Here is an 18,413-nt window from a genome sequence, read left to right as displayed (position 1 = left end):
CGTAACATTTTTTCACGCGTCTTTTGTTAGAATCCCGTCGGGCTTGTAGCTATTTGCAGCAACAGGTCTGGTCACCGCCTCGTAAGCCGCGAGTTTTCTGTCCCTTCTGACGGTACCCTCCACAATGGTTGTTCGCTTTCCTTCCGGCGCCCTCTTTCGTGCCTTCGCTTTCCGCCTTCCCGCAACACTTGCCCTGCTGACCGCCCTGATGGCCGCTCCTGCCTATGCAGTGACCGAGCGCCAAGCCGATGCCGAACCCCGCCTCTCGATCCGTGAGCGCGTCGTGCAAACCGCCGAATCCTGGATCGGCACCCCCTACGTCTGGGGCGGCGACAATCCCGAAGATGGTTTCGACTGCAGCGGCCTCGTCCGCTTCGTCTTCCAGCAAACCTTGGGCATGGACCTGCCGCGCATTGCCAAGCAACAGCGCAAGACCGGCACTGCCGTCTCCAGCACTCAGATGAAGCCCGGCGACCTGGTGTTCTTCAATACCCGCCGCGACCCTGGCTCGCACGTCGGCATCTACCTGGGCGGCAACCAGTTCCTGCACGCCCCGTCGCGCGGGTCCGAAGTGCGCGTCGATGACATGCACAACTCGTATTGGAAACGCCGCTTCACCGGCGCGCGCCGCCTGATTTCGGGCACCCTGCCCTGACCGTTCTTTCGCGCATCGCACGAAAAAGGCCGGAACGTATCGCAACGTTCCGGCCTTTCGTTTTACCGGGGCACGCAAGGGGCCAAGGCCCCTGGGCCCGTCACACTCAGATCAGCGGCGGATCCATGTCGCGCGCCGGATGGCGGTGCTGCGACACGGCGTCGATGAACTGCTGGGCTGCCGCGTCGATGCCCGAGGCATCGGCGAACAACAGGCCCGGATCCGTCTCGCCTGTCGGCAAGGTCGGGTTGATCCCCATCTTTTCGGTCAGCTTCGAACTTGCACCCAGGACCAGGATCGTCTTGCAGTGACGGTACTGGTTCTTGATGAACTCGTCCGTGTAGCCAACCCGCGCCAGCAGGGCGACGGCGTCTTCTCCATCAGGCAGCACCATCGCGTCGAACAGCACGGGTGGCGTGTTCTCCATCGATGCCTGCGCTTCCAGCACGGTTCCGTCCGCGGCAGTGACCTTGCCCAGACGCGGCGCCACCAGCAGTGGCACGGCGCCGGCATCGACCAGCGCGGTCTGCAGGGCTTGCACCGAGGCGCCCTCTACGCCATTGGCCACAAGAATCGCGATCTTGCGGGTCCGCACGCCACCTTCGCCTGGCAGCGCCGTCAATGACAGGGCGGGCGACACGGTGACTTCCGGCGTCACGTCGGTCTCCAAGGCCTTGGGCATGGCTTCCGGCAGTTCCATGCCCAGGCCATCGGCCACCTCGGTTGCCAGTTCCATCGACACGTTCATCAGCGACGACAGCATCCGCTCCCGGATAGCAGGCACCGTCAGCTTGCTCAGCTCGAAACGGAAGCCGCCAATGATGTGCTGCTTCTCTGCGTCGGTCTGGCTGTTGTAGAACAGCGTGGCCTGGGTGTAGTGGTCTGCGAACTTCTCGGGCTTGCCGCGCACCTTGTCTTCATGGATAGGCTCGGGGAAGGACACGAAACCCTTCATGCCGGCCTGGAAGGGGCAGCCCCCGCCCAGTGAGTTCGGCTCGTAGGCCACGCGGCCACGGTTGATCGTCTGGCGATGGTGCCCATCGCGCTGGTTATTGGCCACGGGAGCGATCGGCGTATTGATCGGGATCTCATGGAAGTTGGCGCCACCCAGACGCGAAATCTGGGTGTCGACGTACGAGTGGTTGCGGCCGGCCAGCAGCGGGTCGTTACTGAAGTCGATGCCTGGCACCACATGAGCGGTACAGAAGGCGACCTGCTCGGTCTCGGCAAAGAAGTTGTCCGGATTGCGGTTGAGCACCATGCGGCCCACGGGCATGACCGGTACGAGTTCTTCAGGAATCAGCTTGGTGGAGTCCAGGATGTCGAAGCTGAATGACTCGGCCTGTTCTTCGGTAAAGATCTGCAGGCCCAATTCCCATTCAGGATATTCACCGGCTTCGATCGCTTCCCACAGGTCGCGGCGGTGAAAGTCAGGATCGGCGCCCGAGATCTTGACCGCCTCGTCCCACACCAGCGAATGCGTGCCGAGCAGCGGCTTCCAGTGGAATTTGCAGAATACCGATTCGCCGGCTTCGTTGACCAGACGGAACGAGTGCACGCCAAAGCCTTGCATCATGCGATAGCTGCGGGGCAGCGCACGATCCGACATGGCCCACATCAGCATGTGGGTCGATTCGGGCATCAGCGATGCAAAGTCCCAGAACGTGTCATGGGCGGAGGCGGCTTGCGGAATCGCGTTGTTGGGTTCGGGCTTGACCGCGTGGACCAGGTCCGGGAACTTCATCGCGTCCTGGATGAAGAAGACCGGAATGTTGTTGCCGACCAGGTCCCAGTTGCCTTCATCGGTATAGAACTTGACTGCAAAGCCGCGCACGTCGCGGGCGGTGTCGGTCGATCCACGTTCGCCGGCCACGGTCGAAAAGCGCACGAATACCGGCGTGATCTTGCCCGCTTCCTTGAACGGCGCGGCGCGGGTGTATTCGGTCAGCGGCTTGTACGCCTCGAAGTAGCCATGCGCAGCCGAACCGCGTGCATGCACGATCCGCTCGGGAATACGCTCGTGGTCGAAATGGGTGATCTTTTCACGAAGGATGAAGTCCTCCATGAGCGTCGGGCCACGCAGCCCGGCTTTCAACGAATTCTGGTTGTCGCCGATCGGCACGCCCTGGTTCGTGGTCAGCACCTGGCCCGTGGCGTCGGCGCGCACGCGATCCAGCGACTGGATGGTGGCATTGGTGCCAATCGGAGGCACGCCGCTGCCGACCTTGGCGGACGCATTGGTCTCGCTCAGGGTGCTGCCCGTTGCAATGGGGGAACCAGGCTCACTGGTCACGCCCTGTGGTGGCGAGACGGCGTTGTCACGACCATGTTCGGCCGCCTTGTTGACGTTGTAGCGCATCGATGCCGACAGCTCGTTCACGAGCTGCATGTGCTCGGCGGGCAGATCGCCGGGGGCAGTCGATGGATGCGATGGACCGGTCGATGTCGTGCGGGCGGACGACTTGGCAGCCGCTTTCTTTGGTTCGGTTTTGCCAGCTGGTGCAGTTTTCTTGGTGGTGGCCACGGGGGTTCCTCACGGGTCAGTGGTGCGCACCCGTCCCCGTGGCTCCTCCCGGACGGAAGGACCTCGCATTGGCACGTGTGCGCCCCAGGGGCGGTTTGCGGCGAAACCGGGATTTGCCGCACTGGACGGCATCGGCCTCCATCCTGCGCGGCCAATGCCACCGGAGGGTCCGACACACCCAGCATCGCCGGGCGTCCAGTTCTCAAAGCACGACGGCTTTGGCGAGGGTCACAAGCGACGCGCCTGTGATGCAACTCATCCTACGCCTTTGCTCTGCCCTATCCGCGCTACAGCATGTAAGGATCTATGCGCAACCGATACCATGGATGAGCAAAACGAGGCGGCGATGCGCCCGCCTGTCCGGGCCACACATCGCCGCCTGCCTGGGGCTACGCCTGCCCCACCCTGCGCGGCACCGCCGCGCCAGGGAATCAGATCACGTACAAATTCACATACTCATGGACCGGCATCGCCTCGAGCCGCGCCTGGTCCAGAGAGACATCCAGGATGGCCTGCTGCTGCTTGGCCGGGAACCGCCGCGCCAGATTGGTTCTGAACTTCTCCACCAGCAAGGGAATGCCGTCATGCCGCCGCCGGCCGTGGCCAATCGGGTAGTCGACCTCGATCTCGGCCAGCGATGTGCCATCGTGGAATTCGACGGTCAACGCATTGGCGATCGAACGCTTGTCGGGGTCGTGATAGTCGGCCGTAAAGCGCGGGTCTTCCACGCACACGATCTTGCTGCGCAGTTCGTCGATACGCGGATCCGCGGCCACCTTGTCTTCGTAATGCTCGGCGGTCAGGCTGCCGAACAGCAGCGGCACCGCCACCATGTACTGGATGCAGTGGTCCCGGTCGGCCGGGTTGTTCAGCGGGCCGGTCTTGTCGATGATGCGAATGCAGGCTTCGTGTGTCCGGATCGTGACCTTGCGAATGTCCGCCGCGGTGCGCCCCGTGGCCATCAACTGGCCGTGCAGGGTGACGGCCGCCTCGACGGCCGTCTGCGAATGGAATTCGGCCGGGAAGGAAATCTTGAACAGCACGTTTTCCATGACGTAGCTGCCGTAAGGGCGCTGGAAGGCAAACGGCTTGCCCTTGAACAGCACGTCGTAGAAGCCCCAGGTCGGGGCCGTCAGCACCGACGGGTAACCCATCTCGCCGGTCTTGGCGATCAAGGCCAGACGGACCGCGCGGCTGGTGGCGTCCCCGGCCGCCCAGCTCTTGCGCGACCCCGTGTTTGGAGAATGACGGTAGGTGCGCAGCGATTGGCCGTCCACCCATGCCAGGGACACGGCGTTGATGATTTCGTCGCGCGACAGGCCCAGCATCTGCGCGACGACGGCGGTGGACGCGACCTTGACCAGCACCACATGGTCCAGGCCGACCTTGTTGAACGAGTTTTCCAGCGCGATGCATCCCTGGATTTCGTGCGCCTTGATCATGGCCGTCAGCACGTCTTTCATCGTCAACGGCGCTTTGCCATCAGCAATGGCATTGCGCGACAGCCAGTCAGCGGTGGCCAGGATGCCGCCCAGGTTGTCGGACGGATGGCCCCACTCCGCCGCCAGCCACGTGTCGTTGAAATCGAGCCAGCGGATCATGGTGCCGATATTGAACGCGGCCTGGATGGGGTCGAGCTGGAACTGCGTGCCTGGCACCTTGGCCCCGTGGGGTACGACCGTGCCGGGCACGACCGGTCCGAGCAGCTTGGTGCATGCGGGGTATTCCAGCGCTTCCAGGCCGCAGCCCAGGGTGTCGATCAGGCAATTGCGGGCGGTGTCGTATGCCTGCTCGCTGTCAATGCGGTAGTTCAGAACGTAGTCGACGATGTCGGTCAGGACCTGATCAGGTTGGGGACGGACGTTGGAAATGTGTTGGCTCATGGTGTTCGATAAAGGGACAGGATGGGCAGGAAAGGCCGGATGGCGGGTGGATCGGCGCAAGGCGACCGAGGTGGCCGGACCTCGGCGTCGTCGTCAGGTGCGCGCGTCGATCGGTACGAACGCCAGGTTGTCGGGCCCCGTGTAGTTCGCGCTGGGCCGGATGATCTTGTTGTCGATGCGCTGCTCGATCACGTGCGCGCTCCACCCCGCGGTGCGCGCGATCACGAACAGGGGGTGAACATCGCGGTGGGCACACCCATCATGTGATAGCTGACGGCGCTGAACCAGTCCAGGTTCGGGAACATCTTCTTGACGTCCCACATGACGGTCTCGAGCCGTTCGGCAATGTCGAACATCCGGGTGGACCCGCTGGCGTTCGACAGCTCACGCGCCACTTCCTTGATGACCTGGTTGCGAGGATCGCTCACCGTATAGACCGGATGACCAAAACCGATCACCACTTCCTTGGCCTCGACCCGGCGGCGGATATCCGCTTCGGCTTCGTCCGGATTGGCATACCGCTTCTGCACTTCAAAGGCGACTTCATTGGCGCCGCCGTGCTTGGGACCGCGCAGCGCGCCAATGCCACCGCAAATCGCCGAGTGCATGTCCGACCCCGTGCCGGCCACCACACGCGCCGCGAAGGTCGACGCGTTGAATTCGTGTTCGGCATACAGGTTCAAGGACACGTGCATGGCATGCACCCAGGCGTCGCTGGGCGCTTCGCCATGCAGCAGGTGCAGGAAGTGCCCGCCGATCGAGTCGTCATCGGTTTCGACATCGATGCGCTTGCCGTTATGGCTGAAGTGATACCAGTAGAGCAGCATGCTGCCCAGCGACGCCATCAGGCGGTCAGCGATATCCCGTGCGCCCGGGATGTTGTGATCGTCTTTTTCGGGCAGCACCGTGCCCAGGACCGAGACGCCCGTGCGCATCACATCCATGGGATGCGCGGCGGCCGGAATCTGTTCCAGCGCCGCCATCAATGGCGCGGGCAGGCCACGCAAGGCTTTCAGCCTGGTTTTGTAGGCGGTCAGCTCGGCCTGGGTAGGCAGCTTGCCGTGCACCAGCAGATGCGCGATTTCTTCGAATTCGCACTGTTCGGCGATATCCAGGATGTCATAGCCCCGGTAGTGCAGATCGTTGCCGGTCTGGCCCACGGAACACAGCGCGGTGTTGCCGGCGGCCACGCCTGACAAGGCCACCGACTTTTTGGGTTTGAGAGGGGTCTTTTCAGCACTCATCGACAAGTCTCCTGATTCGGGTGGGTCCAGCGAAACGGCGCTCAGCGCGGCGCCTTGTCCTTGTTCTGCGCGTACAGGGCATCCAGCTTGCGTTCGAAGTCGAAGTAGCCAATGCTTTCGTACAGTTCCATGCGGGTCTGCATGGTGTCCAGCACGCCCTGTTGATGCCCGTCACGGCGAATGGCGGCAAACACGTTCTCGGCCGCCTTGTTCATCGCGCGGAAGGCCGACAGCGGGTACAGCACCATCCCCACGCCCGCGCTACGCAGCTCGTCCACGCTGAACAACGGCGTCTGGCCGAACTCGGTAATGTTGGCCAGGACCGGCACCTTGACGGCATCGACGAATTTTCGATAGCTGTCCAGATCATAGGCCGCTTCGGCAAAGATGGCGTCCGCGCCTGCTTCGACGCATGCCAGCGACCGGTCGATGGCGGCATCGATGCCTTCCACCGCAATGGCATCGGTCCGGGCGATCAGGAAGAAGTCCGGATCTGTCTTGGCGTCCACGGCGGCTTTCACGCGATCCACCATTTCCTGCTTGGACACGATCTCCTTGCCCGGGCGATGGCCGCAGCGCTTGGCGCCCGCCTGGTCTTCGATATGGCAGGCGGCGGCGCCGGCCTTGATCAGCGATTTGATGGTGCGGCCGATGTTGAATGCCGACGGTCCGAATCCCGTGTCGATGTCGACCATCAGCGGGGTGTCGCACACGTCGGTGATGCGGCGGATGTCGATCAGCACATCGTCCAAAGTATTGATGCCCAGGTCGGGCATGCCGAGCGAGCCCGCAGCCACGCCGCCCCCTGACAGATAGATGGCCTTGAAGCCGGCGCGGGTGGCCAGCAAAGAGTGATTGGCGTTGATCGTGCCAACGACCTGCAGAGGGGATTCGTCTTTGAGGGCTTGCCGGAAACGCGCGCCGGCGGAGGGATTCAGGCTCATGATCGTCCTTGTGGTAGTGGGCTGAGTGCCGGGGGCGGAACGCCGTGAACCGGTTCGTCAGAGGATCGCCGTCTCAATGCAAAGGGTGTGCCAAGCGGCGGCGATGTGCAAGCGGCGACGGCGGAGCAAGCCAAACGCGGACGATCGGTCCATGCTACGGCCCCTCGTGTATGCGCAAGAAATCCTTGGTCGTTTCAAGTCTGAAATTACCATTGCAAACTTGCGATATCATGAGTGCCCGACTGAGCGTCATGCCAGCGCTGCGGCACACCCTCCCGCCGGCGCGGCCCCGCAAGGCGTCAGCGGCGCGCATGTGCGGTCCCGGACCGCCTGCCCCGCGCCTGTCCGTGCCTATTCCATTCTTCTCAACGGGCCACCCACCCTCGCCATGGTCGCTATCTCTTCTCCTCGCCCGATCATCTGGGCAGCCGGCATCAGCCGCCTGTCCGGTGCGTTTGCCGAGATCGTGCCGGGCTTTGCGGACCGCGCGGACATTCGGATCATCGAAAAGGGCTTTGAAGCGGCGGCCGTGGCCGTCGAGGCCGCAGCGCGGGAACGGCGGGTGGATGCCGTCGTCTCGGGCGGCGCGAACGGCGCGTACCTGCGCCAGCACGTGTCCGTGCCGGTCATCCTCGTCAAAGTCACGGGCTTCGATGTCCTGAGTGCGTTGGCGACCGCGCGCCGCGTGTCGCCCCGCATCGCACTGGTCACGCACGCGTCGGTGTATGCCGAACTGCAGGACTTCTGCCAGGCTTTCCAGCTCGACATCCCCCTGCACACCTACTTGACAGGCTACGACGCCTCGACGCTCGTGCTGTCCTTGAAGGCCGGCGGCACGCAGGTTGTCGTTGGCCCCGGGCTGGTGACGGACCTGGCCGACAAGGCAGGCATGACCGGCGTCTTTTTGTATTCGGGCAATTCGGTGCGCGCCGCCATGAACGACGCCATCGACGCGGCGCACGTCAGGCAGGCCGAGTCCGTGCGCCGGCAGTACGTCAACGCCATCCTGGCCCACTTGAATGAAGGTGTCGTTGCCGTCGACGCCGCCGGTGACGTCCAGGCCTTCAACCCGGCCATGGAGCGCTTCCTGAACGTGCCGGTGAACGAAGCACTTGGCCAGCGATGGCAGACGCTGTCGCCGTCCTTGCCGCTCGACAGCGTCATGCGGTCCGGCCGCCAGGAACTGGAAGCCATCCACCGGCTGGGCGACAAGACGGTGGTGGTCAACCGCATTCCCCTGATCCGCGAAGGCGCATCCGCCGGCGCGGTGCTGACGGTGCAGGACGCGCAAGCCATCCAGCGGGTCGACCGCAACCTGCGTTCACGCAACCGCCCGCGTGGCACCGGCACTCGCTATACGCTCGACGACCTGCTGGGCCAGTCCCCTTCGATCCGCGGCGTGCGCACACTGGCGCGCCGGTATGCGCGGGTGGACTCGACGGTGTTGATCCGCGGGGACAGCGGCACCGGCAAGGAAGTCATCGCGCAGGGCATGCACCACGCGAGTCCGCGTCACGCCTTTCCCTTCGTCGCGGTCAACTGCGCCGCGTTTCCGGAACCCCTGCTGGAAAGCGAACTGTTCGGCTATCAGGAAGGCGCCTTCAGCGGCGCAAGCCGCGGCGGCAAGGTCGGCCTGATTGAAGCGGCGCACAATGGCACCCTGTTCCTGGACGAAATCGGCGATATGTCCCCTGCCCTGCAGGTCCGGCTGCTGCGCGTACTGCAGGAACGCCAGGTGTTGCCCATCGGCGGCCTGGATCCCGTACCGGTCAACGTGCGCGTCATGGCGGCGACCCATCGCGATCTGGCCGCGCGCGTGAGCGAGGGCCTGTTCCGTGAAGACCTTCTGTTCCGCCTCAACATTCTGCGGATCGACGTCGCGCCGCTGCGCGAGCGCATGGAAGACCTGCCCGTGATCGCCAGCGTGGTATACGAAAGGATCCTGGGACGGCTTGGCTTGCGTGTGCAGCCCTTGCCCGACTGGATCGAGGCGGCGTTGATGACCTATACGTGGCCGGGGAATGTGCGCGAACTGGAAAACGTATTGGAGCGTATCGCGGTGCTGGGTGCGGAGGATGATGATGCGGGCTCTGACGCCGCCGAAGCCGGCCATGCTGTTGCGACAAGCGATATCCAGCAGGATGCTCTGCGGCTGGCTATCCCTGAAATGTTCGTAGGGGCCTTACCCGATGGGGCGCGCGCCGCGAGCACTGGCCAGCCGCCGCTCTCCCCGCTCTCGCAGGTATCCCTTCACAGTCAGGTTGCGCATATTCAGCGCGTGCTTGCCGACTGCAACGGCGACCGCGCCGCCGCATGCCGCGTACTGGGCATCAGCAGCACCACGCTATGGCGGCGGCTGCGTGATGCGGAATAATGGCGACGGCGACAGCCGGCTATGTCATCGTTCCGTCGCCTTCCTTCAACGCGCCATCACGTAGTTCGCGATGCCGAACAGCTTTTCATCGGTGTGCTGAGCACCCATCAGCTGCAATCCCAGCGGCATGCCCTCGTCCTGGTACACCGGCAGTGACAACGCCGGCGCGCCCAGCACCGACGCCGGCACGTTGAACATAGGATTGCCCGTCCACTGAATACCCTTGGGCGCGGCACCCGTTGCCCCCAGCGTGATGAAGGCATCGGCCTCGCGCGCCAGCGACTCGAAAGCGTCCCGCATGGCCGCGCGCCGTGCCAGCAGCGCCCGATAGCCGTCCAGGCCCAATTCGTCAGACAACTTGATCCGGCTCAGCACCGACGGGCTCAATCCATCGCGATCCCGGTAAGCGACGCTTTTGAGCGGCCACCGCGACTCATAGCCCACGATATCCAATGCCAGGTCCATCACCTCAAGCAAGGCCGTCTCGAACTTTGCCACACCCTCGTGGTTGTCCCGTGTCAGGATCTGTACGCCGGCCGCGCTGAGCGCCGACACCGTGGCAAGCAACTGCTCCTTGGCACGCGCCGTTGCGTCGTCCCATCCCGGCGTCTGCAGCAAAATCAGCGTGCCCGGCCGAGTGGGCTCCGCCAATTCGGCCTTGCCGATCAGGCCCATGGCCCCCGGATCGCCACCCGCCCGCTGCACCATCTCGTGCGTCGTGAACCAGATGTCCGCCAGGCTTGCACCGATCACACCAATGCAGCTGTGACTCTGGAAGTCATGACTGCCCCCACGATTGATCGCACCCAGCGTCGGCTTGAAACCGAACGCTCCGCAAAAGCTAGCGGGCCGCAACGTGGATCCGATCACCTGCGTGCCCAGCGCCACCGGCAAAATACCCGCGCCCACGGCGCTGGCCGACCCGGCGCTCGATCCGCCGGACGTTCGCGTCGGATCATGCGGGTTGCGGGTGTCGGTGGCGTAACTGCCCGCGTACTCGGTCGTCTTTGTCTTGCCCACGATCGCCGCGCCCGACTCGCGCAGCGCATGCACCACGGCGGCGTCGCGCGTCGGCTGGAATCCATTGACCGTAGGCGATCCCAGGCCCATCGGCATATCGAAGGTCTCGATCACGTCCTTGATGCCGATCGGCATGCCGTCGATCCGGGACGCCGGCCTCCCCTCCTTCCACCGCAACGACGCCGCGTCCGCCACGATCCGCGCTCTGGGTATCGCCAGGGCGGCAAATGCCTGCAGGGTCGGCTCGGCGGCCGTCAGCCGGTCAATGGCGCGCTCAAGAAAGTCGCGCGGGCTGTCCGTGCCAGCGCGGAATTGCTCCGTGGCGGCTTGAAACGAAACAAGGCTCGGGGATAGGTCCTGGCTCATAAAACCGATGCTCCTGGATAGGTTCGACTAAGGCGAATACTCACGATAGCAGGCGTCCCAGGTGCGGAAAAGGTTTCTGAGCGAGTTTGTCCGGACTAGATTGGCCACGACACCCCGCACAAAAAGCGCGGCGTCTTTCGACGCCGCGCCTTGGGCACCGGCCGCGCGTTGTTATCGGCCGAAGATGGTCGCCGCGATCACTCCTGTCGCCACGCCGATCAAAAAGTAGTCGGCACCGACCGCCACCCATTGCTGGCCGCGCTGTGGCGGAGGCAGGCGGTGAGCGCGCCAGTCGTTTACGTAATACTGACGCGTCCGATAGTCATAAGGCAGCCGGTCGCCGCGATTCCAATGGCGCGGAGCCGGGCCACGGTAATCGGCATGCCGGCCATTCCAGTCCCGGTCGGGCGGGCCGCCGCGGGGCCCTGGATGCCCCTTCGGCCCCTTGTCATGACCATGGGCATGTCCATGCGGCGGCCCACCGCGATGATCCGGGCCATTTCCGCGGCCCTGCGCCGATACGCCAACCGAAGCCACCAGCAAGGTGCTGGCCAGCAAGCTGCTAATGATGCGGTGTTTCATGAGACCCCTCCTAGGGAAAGGACCGCCGGATCGCGGGCCGTGCCATCGGCACGCCTCACGTCCTGCGGTCGAGCACCCCGATTACACATCAGCCAACGTGCGATGGCGCGTCGCATGTAACCAGAGCCCCTGAAACCGCCAGGTTGAAACCCGCGGATTACACCTGTGGAGAGAATTAGCAGAAATCAGCGCACGCAAAAAAGCCGCGCCCGGCGTAGCCCGGCACGGCTTCTTCGATACGGCTTGACGGTGTTCGGAGCCGCGCTGCCAGACCCATGGGCCTGCGTGGTACTCCTTGACCGTCACGTCACCTGCCGATTACGACAGCTTGCCCCACAGGTACGCGACTGCTGCCACCACGGCGACCGACGTGATCGGACGCGCGCGAATGGTTTCGGTCGCGCTTTGCAGTGCTTCGGCCACTGCGTCACGGTGTTCGTCGATCAGTTCCGATGCGGTCTCTTTCGCCTTGCGGGTCACTTCCGTCGCCTTGCTGGCCACGTCGTTGATCGCACCTTCGACGGAATCTGCACCTGCCGATACTGCGTCCTTGGCCTTTCCTGCCGTTGCCTCTGCGCCCATCACGTGCTCCTTGTGCGAAAAATAGAATTCGTTGAAACGAGCAATGATTATTCGGCCGCGGCGGGACTGGCACAAGTCACCGCACGTATCCAACAATGACCAATCTATGTCACCTGCGGCAGCCATTGATAGCCGCCGATCGCCCGCTTGCCGGGCCAAAGGGCCCTGCGAGAAAGCCCGCTGGCCCCTGCGGGCAGTGACAAGGTCGTTACGTGTTGCACGGTGTTGTTGCGCGATACGTCCTGCTTCGCGCAGGTTCGCGTCTGTTGAACGCGTGTCCGAAATGAAGAAACCGCTGGTCGCGTTGCAGGCCAGCGGCCTTTACGGCTTTCGGCGTCAGCGACTTTCGCTAGCGTCGAAGCGACGGGTCAGTTCAACGCCCGGCCATCATGTCTTGGATGCGTCCGTTAGAGGTGTTGACCAGATAGAAGTCGGCACCCACGCCCACCCACCGATGGCCGCGAGGCGGCGCCGACAGCTTGAAGCTCTTCCAGTCATCGATCACGTACTGGTTGCCGCGATAGTCCATCGGCAATTGGTCGCCCTTGTTCCAGCGCGGCGGCACCATCCCGGTGTTGGACCCCGTCATTGGCGCAGCGCCCGCACGGCCGTCAGCGCCCATGCCGGGACGGGTCATGCCATCACGTCCGGGGCCGCCCATGCCTGGCTGCATGCCACCCCGCATACCCGGTTGCGAGCCCTGCTGCATACCGGGCTGCATGCCCGGTTCCATGCCTGGACGAGGCGGAGGCGGCGGACGGTTGCCGCGGGGACCCTGGTCCTGCGGCCGCTGCATCTCGCTGCCGCGCATGTCGTTGCGATCCGCGCGCGGCTTTGGCGGCGGCTTCATCATGCCCGACGTGCTGGCGGGCGGAGGTGCGGGCGGACGGACACGGTCTCCGGGGGCGCCCATCGGCGGCGGTGGCGGCGCCATGCCGTCGGGCGAGGTTGCCGACTGCGCCATGACGGACGACGCGCCCGACAGGCAGGCCATCCCGACCAAGGTACTGAGTAGTATGCGTTTCATGCCGTACTCCTTCTGGGGTGTCGTTATAAGCTCATGCATCGCCAAGTCATTACACGCCTTGACCGGCGCCCGCGCACGTAGCGTGTAACCGCGGAGCCCAAAACCACTACCTTGAAACGCATCGCTAACAGCTACAACAGTCTGCACACATAGCTTTCATTCTGCTGATCAGGCGTCACCCCATGTCCAGGTGAGACTGGTCGCACCAGATCAAGCAAACTCACCTCAGACAAACCCAGCTCAGGCAAACCACCTCAGGCCACGGCTGTGCACACCCTTTCAGGATGCATGCTGCTCCAGCAGCGCCACGATGGCGTCCAGTTCCTGTTTCGCATCGTCGACCTGCCTGGCCGCCTCACGATAAGCGGAGCACGATTCGGCATTGAACCCGGCTTCCCGGGCTTTGCTGAACGCTTCGAAATACTGGTGTGATGCCGCTGCCCAGTTGCGAAGCGCGTTGAGTTGTCTGTTTTCCACGTGATGTGACCCCTGTGCTGTGCTTGCCAACTTACCGAGAGATTATGACCTTGTTAATCACATCTGTGATCGGCCCGGTTTGATTCACCGACGACTGCGTTCGTCAGTTTTGACGGCCTTGGGTTTTCCTTGACCACTATGGTTATTCCGCAACGGCGTGGCTAAGACCATGATCCGCTGCGTAGACCCCCTGCGCGGTATAAAAGCCAAAACAAAAAACCCGCGAGTAAAACAAAAAACGCCAGCAAAACAAAAAACCCGCCAGCAATAACCGGCGGGTTTCTTTCACTGCGAACAGCAGATACTGCAGAATAAATGGTCGGAACGGCGGGATTCGAACTCGCGACCCCTTGCACCCCATGCAAGTGCGCTACCAGGCTGCGCTACGCTCCGAACAGAAAAAGATTATAGCAGGATTTTTGATTACTTCAATGCGCTGCCGAGCATTTGCGAAATATCTGCCAGTTCCGCACGAATCGCGAGCAAATCGCCTTCGGCAATCGCATAGGTCACCTCGACGGGTTCTTCTTCGCGCTCGTTCGCGCGCGAGTCGTCCAGGCGATTGCGGGCGCCGCTGATCGTAAAGCCTTCTTCGTACAGCAGTTCGCGGATGCGACGGATCAACAGCACTTCGTGATGCTGATAGTAGCGGCGGTTGCCGCGACGTTTGATGGGTTTGAGTTGCGTGAACTCCTGCTCCCAGTAGCGCAGCACGTGCGGCTTGACGCCGCACAGGTCGCTTACCTCACCGATGGTGAAGTATCGCTTTGCAGGGATGGGAGGGAGAACGACCGGCGTTTCAATACGCGCCATAGTACCTCTCAGGACTGGCTCTGCTCGCGCAGAGCGACTTGCTCAACCATGCTTTTCAGCTTCTGGCTGGCGTGGAACGTAACGACGCGGCGCGCCGCAATGGGAATGGCTTCGCCTGTCTTGGGATTGCGTCCAGGACGCTGCGGCTTGTTCCGGACCTGGAAGTTGCCGAAGCCGGACAGCTTGACCATGTCGCCCCGCTCGAGCGCGTCGCGAATTTCCTCAAAGAACGTCTCCACCATGTCTTTGGCTTCGCGTTTGTTGAGGCCGACCCGCTCGAACAGGAGGTCGGCAAGTTCGGCTTTGGTCAGTGTGCGGGAATCGTCGGCGACTGCGACGGCGCCCGTAGGCGCGTCGAAGTCTTCGTTGGGATCAAACACGTCGGAAGCAAGAGAATGCATAGGCAAGGATTCGGAACGCAGGTTAGACCCGAAGTCTCGCACCATGCGCGGCACCCAATGCGTCGCGGATACGTGTGAGACAACCTTCGACGCGCGCGTCATCCAGGGTCACGGCAGTATCCTGCAGGCGGAATCGGAAGGCAAGGCTTTTTTCCTTTGTTGACAAGGACTTATCTCGCCAAACATCGAAAATGCGTGCATCTTTCACGACCGCCAATTCGGGCTCGGCGGCGCAGGTTGCCGCGATCGTGTCGAGCAGTTGCTGCGCCAGGACGGACTCATCTACCCACAGGGCCAGGTCGCGCGTGACGACCGGCTGACGTGAGATCTCGGCCAGGTCGGGCAACGGGCGGGCCGAGACGGCTTCGGCGTCGAGTTCGAACACGACTGGCGCGTGCGGCAGTTCGGCCTTGTGCGCCCACTGCGGGTGCAGTTCGCCGATCCAGCCGGCCTGCTTGCCATCCAGCAGAATGCGGGCGCTGCGGCCAGGATGCAGCGCCGGGTGCGACGCGGGCTCGAACCGGACAGCCTGATGGGATGCGCCCGCCAGCAAGGCTTCGACATCCGCCTTCACGTCAAAGAAATCGGTCTGGCGCGTGGGCACGCCCCACTGTTCTTCGACCGCCGGACCATAAGCCAGGCCGCTCAGGCGCATGGGCTGGCACACGCCGGCAACCGTCAGGTCACCCGCCTGCACCGACGCATCGCGCCAGAACACCCGGCCCAGTTCGAACACCCGCACACGCGCCATCTTGCGGTTCAGGTTGTATTGCGCATTGGCGACCAGGCCGCCGATCAGGCTGCTGCGCATGACCGACAGCTGGCTGGCGATCGGGTTGAGGAGCCGGATCGGGTCGGCGTTGCCGGCGTAGTCGGTTTCCCAGTCGGCTTCGACGAAGCTGAAATTGACTACTTCCTGGTAGTCCAGGTCGGCCATGCGATGGCGCAGGTCATGGAACGACCGGCGGTTTTCCGGCAAGGCACGCACTTCGGCGCGCGCCATCGGCGGCACGTCGGGGATGCGCTCGAAGCCGTAGACGCGGGCGATCTCTTCGATCAGGTCTTCCTCGATCTCGATGTCAAACCGGAACGATGGCGGCGTGACGACAAACGCGCCCTCTTCGCGCACGAATTCCAGGCCCAGGCGCGTAAAGATCGCGGCGATCTCGTCGTCGGGAACCTGCACACCCAGCACCTTGTGGCAGCGTGCGACACGCAGGCGCACGGGCTTGCGGTCCGGCAAGGCCACGGTCTGCTGGTCGATCGGACCGACGTCGCCACCGCACACGTCCACGATCAGGCGCGTCAGGTATTCCAGTTCTTCGGTGATGTGTTCGAAGTCCACGCCGCGCTCGAAGCGGAAGCTGGCGTCCGAACTGAAATTGAATTTGCGCGCGCGGCCTGCGATCGCGTCCGGGAACCAGAATGCGGCTTCGACAAAGATATTGGTGGTCGCAAGACTGACGGACGTGGACTCGCCGCCCATGATGCCTGCAAGACTTTCCACGCCGCTGTCATCGGCCACCACGCCAACGGTTTCATCCAGCGCCACCGTCTGCCCGTTCAGCAGCAGCAGGGTTTCGCCCGGCTTGCCCCAGCGGACGTCCAGACCGCCGCGCACCTTGTCCAGGTCGAACACATGCGACGGGCGGCCCATCTCCAGCATCACATAGTTGGAGATGTCCACCAACGCCGAGATCGAGCGCTGCCCGGCCCGCTCCAGCCGCTGCTTGATGTAGTCCGGCGTGGGCGCATCGGCGCGCACGTTGCGGATGACGCGTCCGGCAAAGCGGCCGCACAGGTCCGGCGCGCTAATACGTACCGGCAGGCGCTCGTCCAGCGTGACCGGCACGGGCGTCCAGGTCGGGCGCTTCAGCGGTGTATCGGTCAGGGCCGAGACTTCGCGCGCAACGCCCAGGATGGACAGGCAGTCCGCCTTGTTCGGGGTCAGCTTCAGGGTGATCAAGGTGTCGTCCAGGCCCAGCCAGTCCCGCACGGACTGTCCGATCGGCGCATCGGCACCCAGATCGATCAGACCGGCGTGGTCTTGCGACAGGCCCAGTTCGCGCGCCGAGCACAACATGCCCGCCGATTCCACGCCGCGCATCTTGGCGACCCCGATGGTGATGCCGCCCGGCAGCGTGGCGCCCACGGTCGCCAGCGCCACCTTCATGCCCTGGGCGACGTTGGGCGCGCCGCACACGATCTGCAGCGGCGCGGCGGCGCCGGTATCGACGGTGCAGACCCGCAGCTTGTCGGCGTTGGGATGGGGTTCAAGATGCGTGACATGGGCCACGATCACGCCCGAAAACGGCGGCGCGACGGGTGCCAAATCTTCGACTTCCAGGCCTGCCATCGTCAGCGTATGCGCGAGATCGGCGGTGGACAGGGCCGGGTCGGTCAGCGACCGCAGCCAGGATTCTGGGAATTGCATAGCAGCGTATACCTTCGTTCAGTTGAACTGCTTCAGAAAGCGCAGATCGCCTTCGAAGAACTGGCGCAGGTCATTGACCCCATAGCGCAACATGGTCAGGCGCTCCAGGCCGGAGCCGAACGCAAACCCGATATACCGTTCGGGATCGAGCCCGAAATTGCGCACCACCGACGGGTGCACCTGACCCGAGCCGGAGATCTCCAGCCAACGTCCCTTGTTGGGGCCGGTCGTGAACATCATGTCGATTTCGGCCGACGGTTCGGTGAACGGGAAGAACGAAGGACGGAAACGCAGCACCAGGTCGTCCGTTTCAAAGAACGCGCGCAGGAAGTCGGTGTAGACGCCCTTCAGATCCGCAAACGAAATGTCTTCGGCAATCCACAGGCCTTCGACCTGGTGGAACATGGGCGAATGCGTCGCGTCGCTGTCGACGCGGTAGGTTTTGCCCGGAGCGATCACCTTGATGGGCGGCTTGTTCATCCGCGCGTAACGCACCTGCATCGGGCTGGTGTGCGTGCGCAGCAGAAGCGGCAAGCCCTTCTCGTCCTTCATGTCGACGTAGAAGGTGTCCTGCATGGAACGCGCCGGATGGTTTTCCGGGTTGTTCAGGGCGGTGAAGTTGGTCCAGTCGTTTTCGATTTCCGGGCCGTCGGCCACGTCGAAACCAATCGACCGGAAAATCGCCTCGACCCGTTCCCAGGTGCGGATCACCGGGTGGATGCCGCCCGTGCCCCGGCCACGACCCGGCAAGGTCACGTCGATCGTTTCTTCGGCAAGACGCGCGGCCAGCTTGGCGTCCGCCAGCGCCTGGCGGCGAGCGTTCAGCAGGGTCTCGATGGACGTCTTTGCGACGTTTATCCGGGCGCCTTCGCTGCGTTTTTCTTCGGGCGAAAGCGAGGCCATGCCCTTCAGCAACGCGGTCAGCGCCCCCTGCTTGCCCAGAAAGCGGGCCTTTTCGTTTTCCAGCGCAGTGGGGTCGGCCGCGGCGGCAAACGCCTCGCCGGCTTGGCGTATCAGGTCGTCCAGATTCTGGGACATGGCGGTTTCGTTCAAATAGGGAAAGGAAGGCGCGAGTACGACGGCGCGG

The 18,413-nt window shown here is 63.5% G+C and carries 14 protein-coding genes, 1 tRNA gene and 1 pseudogene; 2 read left to right on the top strand and 14 right to left on the bottom strand.

The features are described 5' to 3' along the window. Positions 1 to 124 precede the first annotated feature (124 nt). Positions 125 to 655, top strand: a complete 531-nt coding sequence (locus tag ACNANG_RS24420; RefSeq protein WP_420225195.1) for a C40 family peptidase — start codon at positions 125 to 127, stop codon at positions 653 to 655. A 106-nt stretch (positions 656 to 761) separates the two neighbouring features. Here the strand turns inward: ACNANG_RS24420 and ACNANG_RS24415 are convergent, their stop codons facing one another. The 4 genes and pseudogenes from ACNANG_RS24415 to prpB form a co-directional block, all read right to left on the bottom strand. Continuing rightward, on the bottom strand, positions 762 to 3,179 hold the full coding sequence (locus ACNANG_RS24415; protein ID WP_420225194.1) for a catalase: 2,418 nt from the start codon (positions 3,177 to 3,179) through the stop codon (positions 762 to 764). 431 nt (positions 3,180 to 3,610) lie between these two features. After that, positions 3,611 to 5,062 carry a bifunctional 2-methylcitrate dehydratase/aconitate hydratase gene (locus tag ACNANG_RS24410; RefSeq protein ID WP_420225193.1) on the bottom strand — a complete coding sequence of 484 codons (1,452 nt, stop codon included), beginning with the start codon at positions 5,060 to 5,062 and terminating at the stop codon, positions 3,611 to 3,613. Between the two features lie 93 nt (positions 5,063 to 5,155). Then, a pseudogene (gene prpC, locus ACNANG_RS24405) lies at positions 5,156 to 6,306 on the bottom strand (bifunctional 2-methylcitrate synthase/citrate synthase). A gap of 41 nt (positions 6,307 to 6,347) precedes the next feature. Beyond that, complete coding sequence (gene prpB / locus ACNANG_RS24400) at positions 6,348 to 7,250, bottom strand: methylisocitrate lyase (RefSeq protein WP_420225192.1); 903 nt, start codon at positions 7,248 to 7,250, stop codon at positions 6,348 to 6,350. Between the two features lie 388 nt (positions 7,251 to 7,638). On the opposite strand from prpB, the gene prpR reads away from it, so the two are divergent. Then, complete coding sequence (prpR, locus tag ACNANG_RS24395) at positions 7,639 to 9,624, top strand: propionate catabolism operon regulatory protein PrpR (protein ID WP_420225191.1); 1,986 nt, start codon at positions 7,639 to 7,641, stop codon at positions 9,622 to 9,624. A 45-nt stretch (positions 9,625 to 9,669) separates the two neighbouring features. Here the strand turns inward: prpR and ACNANG_RS24390 are convergent, their stop codons facing one another. The 10 genes from ACNANG_RS24390 to pheS form a co-directional block, all read right to left on the bottom strand. Further along, positions 9,670 to 11,010, bottom strand: coding sequence for an amidase (locus tag ACNANG_RS24390; protein WP_420225190.1), 1,341 nt, complete (start codon positions 11,008 to 11,010; stop codon positions 9,670 to 9,672). A 171-nt stretch (positions 11,011 to 11,181) separates the two neighbouring features. After that, positions 11,182 to 11,592 carry an RcnB family protein gene (locus tag ACNANG_RS24385; RefSeq protein ID WP_420225189.1) on the bottom strand — a complete coding sequence of 137 codons (411 nt, stop codon included), beginning with the start codon at positions 11,590 to 11,592 and terminating at the stop codon, positions 11,182 to 11,184. A 318-nt stretch (positions 11,593 to 11,910) separates the two neighbouring features. Beyond that, positions 11,911 to 12,174: a hypothetical protein gene (locus tag ACNANG_RS24380; RefSeq protein ID WP_420225188.1), complete on the bottom strand. Its 264-nt coding sequence runs from the start codon at positions 12,172 to 12,174 to the stop codon at positions 11,911 to 11,913. A 373-nt stretch (positions 12,175 to 12,547) separates the two neighbouring features. Next, positions 12,548 to 13,201: an RcnB family protein gene (locus tag ACNANG_RS24375; RefSeq protein ID WP_420225187.1), complete on the bottom strand. Its 654-nt coding sequence runs from the start codon at positions 13,199 to 13,201 to the stop codon at positions 12,548 to 12,550. Between the two features lie 279 nt (positions 13,202 to 13,480). Beyond that, positions 13,481 to 13,678 carry a hypothetical protein gene (locus ACNANG_RS24370; RefSeq protein ID WP_420225186.1) on the bottom strand — a complete coding sequence of 66 codons (198 nt, stop codon included), beginning with the start codon at positions 13,676 to 13,678 and terminating at the stop codon, positions 13,481 to 13,483. Between the two features lie 316 nt (positions 13,679 to 13,994). Further along, positions 13,995 to 14,071: transfer RNA gene (locus ACNANG_RS24365), tRNA-Pro, on the bottom strand. Positions 14,072 to 14,101: 30 nt separating this feature from the next. Next, positions 14,102 to 14,491: a MerR family transcriptional regulator gene (locus ACNANG_RS24360; protein ID WP_420225185.1), complete on the bottom strand. Its 390-nt coding sequence runs from the start codon at positions 14,489 to 14,491 to the stop codon at positions 14,102 to 14,104. 8 nt (positions 14,492 to 14,499) lie between these two features. After that, a complete protein-coding gene (locus tag ACNANG_RS24355) occupies positions 14,500 to 14,892 on the bottom strand; it encodes an integration host factor subunit alpha (RefSeq protein ID WP_420225184.1) in 393 nt (130 codons plus the stop codon). A gap of 22 nt (positions 14,893 to 14,914) precedes the next feature. Then, positions 14,915 to 17,326 carry a phenylalanine--tRNA ligase subunit beta gene (gene pheT, locus ACNANG_RS24350; protein WP_420225183.1) on the bottom strand — a complete coding sequence of 804 codons (2,412 nt, stop codon included), beginning with the start codon at positions 17,324 to 17,326 and terminating at the stop codon, positions 14,915 to 14,917. Positions 17,327 to 17,344: 18 nt separating this feature from the next. Further along, positions 17,345 to 18,364 (bottom strand): phenylalanine--tRNA ligase subunit alpha, encoded by a 1,020-nt coding sequence (gene pheS, locus ACNANG_RS24345; protein ID WP_420225182.1) that lies wholly within the window; start codon positions 18,362 to 18,364, stop codon positions 17,345 to 17,347. Positions 18,365 to 18,413: the final 49 nt, after the last annotated feature.

This window comes from Pigmentiphaga litoralis (assembly GCF_048632615.1).
GTDB lineage: Bacteria > Pseudomonadota > Gammaproteobacteria > Burkholderiales > Burkholderiaceae_B > Pigmentiphaga > Pigmentiphaga litoralis_B.
Note: the sequence above shows the minus strand (reverse complement) of the source record. Positions and strands in the feature narration are given on the sequence as shown.

Coding starts and splice junctions, on each gene's coding strand:
- ACNANG_RS24420 (WP_420225195.1), top strand. CDS start 125: ATGGTTGTTCGCTTTCCTTCCGGCGCCCTCTTTCGTGCCTTCGCTTTC.
- ACNANG_RS24410 (WP_420225193.1), bottom strand. CDS start 5,062: ATGAGCCAACACATTTCCAACGTCCGTCCCCAACCTGATCAGGTCCTG.
- prpB (WP_420225192.1), bottom strand. CDS start 7,250: ATGAGCCTGAATCCCTCCGCCGGCGCGCGTTTCCGGCAAGCCCTCAAA.
- prpR (WP_420225191.1), top strand. CDS start 7,639: ATGGTCGCTATCTCTTCTCCTCGCCCGATCATCTGGGCAGCCGGCATC.
- ACNANG_RS24390 (WP_420225190.1), bottom strand. CDS start 11,010: ATGAGCCAGGACCTATCCCCGAGCCTTGTTTCGTTTCAAGCCGCCACG.
- ACNANG_RS24385 (WP_420225189.1), bottom strand. CDS start 11,592: ATGAAACACCGCATCATTAGCAGCTTGCTGGCCAGCACCTTGCTGGTG.
- ACNANG_RS24380 (WP_420225188.1), bottom strand. CDS start 12,174: ATGGGCGCAGAGGCAACGGCAGGAAAGGCCAAGGACGCAGTATCGGCA.
- ACNANG_RS24375 (WP_420225187.1), bottom strand. CDS start 13,201: ATGAAACGCATACTACTCAGTACCTTGGTCGGGATGGCCTGCCTGTCG.
- ACNANG_RS24360 (WP_420225185.1), bottom strand. CDS start 14,491: ATGGCGCGTATTGAAACGCCGGTCGTTCTCCCTCCCATCCCTGCAAAG.
- ACNANG_RS24355 (WP_420225184.1), bottom strand. CDS start 14,892: ATGCATTCTCTTGCTTCCGACGTGTTTGATCCCAACGAAGACTTCGAC.
- pheT (WP_420225183.1), bottom strand. CDS start 17,326: ATGCAATTCCCAGAATCCTGGCTGCGGTCGCTGACCGACCCGGCCCTG.
- pheS (WP_420225182.1), bottom strand. CDS start 18,364: ATGTCCCAGAATCTGGACGACCTGATACGCCAAGCCGGCGAGGCGTTT.